This is a genomic window from Microbacterium sp. (genome assembly GCF_031988965.1).
Classification (GTDB): domain Bacteria; phylum Actinomycetota; class Actinomycetes; order Actinomycetales; family Microbacteriaceae; genus Microbacterium.
On record NZ_DALZXX010000183.1, the window covers coordinates 1 to 3,543 of the forward strand.

The 3,543-nt window shown below is 68.2% G+C and carries 3 protein-coding genes and 2 pseudogenes; 3 read left to right on the forward strand and 2 right to left on the reverse strand.

Annotation, left to right across the window (positions count from 1 at the left end; translation table 11 throughout):
- Both RTM68_RS16985 and RTM68_RS16990 read left to right on the forward strand, forming a co-directional pair.
- Positions 1 to 676 (forward strand): annotated as a pseudogene (locus tag RTM68_RS16985) (hypothetical protein); the annotation flags it as partial.
- Between the two features lie 20 nt (positions 677 to 696).
- Entirely contained in the window at positions 697 to 1,755 is a 1,059-nt protein-coding gene (locus RTM68_RS16990; protein ID WP_312173207.1) for a PLP-dependent cysteine synthase family protein, read from the forward strand.
- Positions 1,756 to 1,866: 111 nt separating this feature from the next.
- Here RTM68_RS16990 and RTM68_RS16995 read toward each other — a convergent pair whose 3' ends face one another.
- The gene (locus tag RTM68_RS16995; protein ID WP_312173210.1) at positions 1,867 to 2,430 is read right to left on the reverse strand and encodes a hypothetical protein; all 564 of its coding nucleotides are present in this window, start codon (positions 2,428 to 2,430) and stop codon (positions 1,867 to 1,869) included.
- Between the two features lie 180 nt (positions 2,431 to 2,610).
- Between RTM68_RS16995 and RTM68_RS17000 the strand changes: the two genes are divergently transcribed.
- Positions 2,611 to 3,126, forward strand: coding sequence for an ACT domain-containing protein (locus RTM68_RS17000; RefSeq protein WP_312173213.1), 516 nt, complete (start codon positions 2,611 to 2,613; stop codon positions 3,124 to 3,126).
- A 187-nt stretch (positions 3,127 to 3,313) separates the two neighbouring features.
- Here the strand turns inward: RTM68_RS17000 and RTM68_RS17005 are convergent.
- A pseudogene (locus RTM68_RS17005) lies at positions 3,314 to 3,543 on the reverse strand (hypothetical protein); the annotation flags it as partial.

The window sequence follows — 3,543 nt, forward strand, 5'->3', positions numbered from 1 at the left end:
CCAGCCCGCGTATCCGCCGCCCGGATACCCCCAGCCCGGATATTCGCAGCCCGGATACGCTCAGCCCGCCCCCTCTGCCGCTGGTTCCTATCCGCTCTCGTCCTCCGCACCCCCTCCCCCGCGATCCGGCGGCCGCAATCTGGCCGTGGTGCTCGGCATCGTCGGCGCGATGGCCGTGCTGCTGGTGATCGGCGTCGCCGTGGCGGTCAGCCTGATTCTGGGGTCATCCCCGGCGACGCCGATCGCGGTGCCGAGTCCGACGTCCGTCGCCCCCGAGGGCGGGCAACCGTCCGAGCCGAGCGCCATGCCCGACGACGGCTCATCCGACGCACCGGCCGATCCCGAGGCCGGCGCGGCCATCGCCGACCGGCTCGAGCAGAAGATCGACGAGTACAAGCGGCTCCGCGATTCCGGCGAGCTGTGGCAGAGCATCCCCGACACCGAGTTCAATCGCACCGCCGTCAGCGCGTTCCTCTACTTCCTCACGGATATGAAGGTCGCGACGATCTGGGGCGTGGACGCCGCGACCGCCGACGAGTACGAGCAGCGCATGACCATGCTCGAAGAGCGGCTGCTCGCGCAGCAGCCGCTCGGCGACGACATCGAGATCACCCTCGAAGACAGGGTCTTCACCTACGACGGCGAGACGGGCGAGGGCGGATACACCGCCAAGTAGCGGAGCGTTACGCTCGAAGCATGAGCGACTGGACCAGCACCGCGATCGCCCTGCTGGAAGCCGACGCGAACCGCAGCGCAGACACGCACCTGCACCTCTTCCCGCTGCCGCCCGAGTGGGGCATCGACCTGTACCTCAAAGACGAGTCCGTGCACCCCACGGGCTCGCTCAAGCATCGCCTCGCGCGCTCGCTGATCCTCTACGGGCTCGTGAACGGTCGCATCACCGAGCACTCCACGCTCGTCGAGTCGTCGAGCGGGTCGACCGCCGTCTCCGAGGCGTACTTCGCCCGGATGCTGGGACTGCCGTTCGTCACGGTCGTGCCGCGGTCGACGAGCCAGGAGAAGATCGACCTCATCGAGTTCTACGGCGGCCGATGCCACTTCGTCGACCGTGCCGAGGACATGTCTCCCGAGGCGCAGCGCCTGGCGTCGGAGTGCCACGGGCACTATCTCGACCAGTTCACGTTCGCCGAGCGAGCGACCGACTGGCGCGGCAACAACAACATCGCCGAGAGCGTGTTCAGCCAGCTGTCACAGGAGCGGCATCCGATCCCCCGGTGGATCGTCGTGGGCGCAGGCACCGGCGGCACCAGCGCGACCTTCGGCCGCTACGTGAAGTACCGCCGCCATGAGACGCAGATCGCCGTCGTCGACCCCGAGGGCTCGGCGTTCTTCGACGGATGGGCCGGAACCGTCGATCCGCCAGCCGGCCGCCCCAGCCGCATCGAGGGCATCGGCCGACCTCGTGTCGAGGCATCGTTCGTGCCGACCGTGATCGACGAGATGATCCGCGTGCCCGACGCCGGGTCGATCGCCGCGATCCGGATGCTGCGCGAGCGCACGCTGCACTGGGCCGGAGGATCGACCGGCACCAACCTCTACGGCGTGTTCCAGCTGATCGCACGCATGCGCGCCGCCGGCGAGACCGGCAGCATCGTCACCCTCATCTGCGACAGCGGCATCCGCTACGCCGGCACGTACTTCAACGACGACTGGGTCGCCGAGCAGGGCTGGGATCTCGCCCCGCACCGCGCTCGGCTCGACCACTTCCTGGAGACCGGCGACTGGGTCGAGTGACGGCCGGTTCGCTTGGCCTGCTCGTTCACAACTCAGCACGGACTCCGTCGATCAGCCACCTGGCCGCCCGTTTCGCCAGGGGAGCGACCGATGGTGCTGAATCGTGAACGGCTACGCTGGTGCGTCCACGACGAGCCCGACAGTCTGTGCGCGGCGGGCGGCGGCGATCTCCGTGTATTCGATCAGCAGTGTCGGAGTGTCTAGCTTGACCGCCATGCGGAAGGGGTCGCTCACCGTGAGCGACCCCTTCACCCCGTCGTCTTTCGTGTGTACGAGCGCGAGCTCGATGTGTTCGTCTCTTCTGACTGCCTGTCCAGTGAATCGGTAGTCGTCGAAGCTTCGGCCCCAGACGAGCAGCGAGAGTGGGAACGCAAGACGGGCAGCCGGGTGTTCGACGGAGAAGGAATTGCGAGGAACGTCCTGCACCGGTGTCTCACTCCTGCGGGTGTGTGTATAGCCGTCGTAGTCGTCGACCAGCTCTCCATCTGTCCGGTGGAGCTTGTAGACGAGATCCCTCGGCGAAGCGTCGAGAAGGAAGTGTTCGACTGGCGCGTCGGCTCCCTGCCGGAGGGCGACCTGGGCTCGACACGAGGGAATCAGTGGCCCGGACATCAGAAGGGTCAACGCGTGTACGAAGTGTTCGCTCGCGTGGGGAGCTGCGTCCAGCGGATTCATCCGTCCACACTAGCTATCACCTTCGTGCCCGCCTCGACCGCTTCTTCGAGTCGGGCACCCGGGTCGACTCGGGTCGCCGGTGCGCGATTCAGCACGGACTCCGTCGATCAGCCACATGGCCGACCATTTCGGTCGGGATGCGACCGATGGTGCTGAATCGTGAACGGCTACGCTGGCCGCATGACTACTCTCATCCTCACTGTCGCGGGTGCTGATCGCCCCGGACTCGTCGCAGCCGTCGCCGATGTCGTCGATGCCCATGGCGGCAACTGGGAGAACAGCTCGCTTGCCGAGCTCGCCGGAACCTTTGCCGGAGTCATCGAGGTGTCGGTCACCCCCGAGCACTCGGAGGGGCTTCAGGCCGCACTCCGCGAACTGCAGGGCCAGGGCCTGCTGACCCTCGCCGTCCTCACCGGGGCATCGGCCGAACCGGATGCCGACGACAGGATGCTCGAGATCCAAGTGCTCGGCAACGACCGCCCCGGCATCGTCCGAGAGGTGTCCGGCGTGCTCAGCGCCCATGACCTCAGCATCGAGGAGCTCGCGACCGAGACCCGCGACGCGGCGATGGCCGGCGGCCGCCTGTTCGAGGCATCCGTGATCGCTCGCGTCCCGTCCTCGGTCGACCTCGACGCCCTGCGCCGTGACCTCGAACGCATCGCGACCGAAGTGCAGGTCGACATCACCGTCGCCTGACGCGTCGGCATCCGACGCACCGAATCGGTCCCGGCCGCGGTCAGCGCACCCTGTCCCGATCCGCGGACCTGGTCCCGATCAGCGGACGGATCGGCGGGAATGGCACGTAGATCGGGACAGCGCCCGCAGATCGGGACAGCGCCCGCAGATCGGGACGACCCCCGCATCGGGACGCCCCGCAGCCACCTCAGTCCAGCCCGGGCACCGGTTCCGCCGCGGGCGACTCGGCACCCGAGTACCGCCGCACCCAGTACTCGGTCTGGGCGACATGGGCGGATGCCGCAGCCGACGCGGCGACCGGATCGGCCGCGGCGAGGCCCCGCAGGATCGCGCGGTGTCCGGCGTCCGAGTGCAGCTTGAGCTCGGCCGCATCGTCGGCATCCGGAATGCGATACGCGCGCGACCGTGAGCGCAGCA

Coding starts and splice junctions, on each gene's coding strand:
- RTM68_RS16990 (WP_312173207.1), top strand. CDS start 697: ATGAGCGACTGGACCAGCACCGCGATCGCCCTGCTGGAAGCCGACGCG.
- RTM68_RS17000 (WP_312173213.1), top strand. CDS start 2,611: ATGACTACTCTCATCCTCACTGTCGCGGGTGCTGATCGCCCCGGACTC.
- RTM68_RS16995 (WP_312173210.1), bottom strand. CDS start 2,430: ATGAATCCGCTGGACGCAGCTCCCCACGCGAGCGAACACTTCGTACAC.